At 35.9% G+C, this 262-nt stretch carries 1 protein-coding gene; it reads left to right on the top strand.

The annotated features are described in order from the left end of the window. Nucleotides 1-30: 30 nt before the first annotated feature. The coding region (locus tag L9G74_RS21065) for a trypsin-like serine protease (RefSeq protein ID WP_238898708.1) at nucleotides 31-262 on the top strand (232 nt) is incomplete at its 3' end.

Raw genomic sequence — 262 nt, 5'->3', positions numbered from 1 at the left:
GTCGAATTCAAGGAAATGAAAATACATTTAATGGTAGGAGAACACAATCTCACAGCATCTGAAGGAAAAAGTAAAAATGCAGTATTTTATCCAATTAGTCGGACTATTGAACATGAAAAGGATAATCCTATGACCTTGTCTAATGATATTGCACTAGTCATAGTCGTACAGAAAATTGAATTTTCACAAACAATAGGGCCTGCTTGTCTTCCAGACAGAATTCCAGACATAGTCAATGACCACGTTTTAGTTTTGGGTTGGG

Origin of the sequence: Shewanella electrica, from assembly GCF_022321485.1 — a bacterium.
In the GTDB taxonomy this organism is placed as follows: Bacteria; Pseudomonadota; Gammaproteobacteria; order Enterobacterales; family Shewanellaceae; genus Shewanella; species Shewanella electrica.
This window is presented reverse-complemented; position numbering and strand designations above follow the sequence as displayed.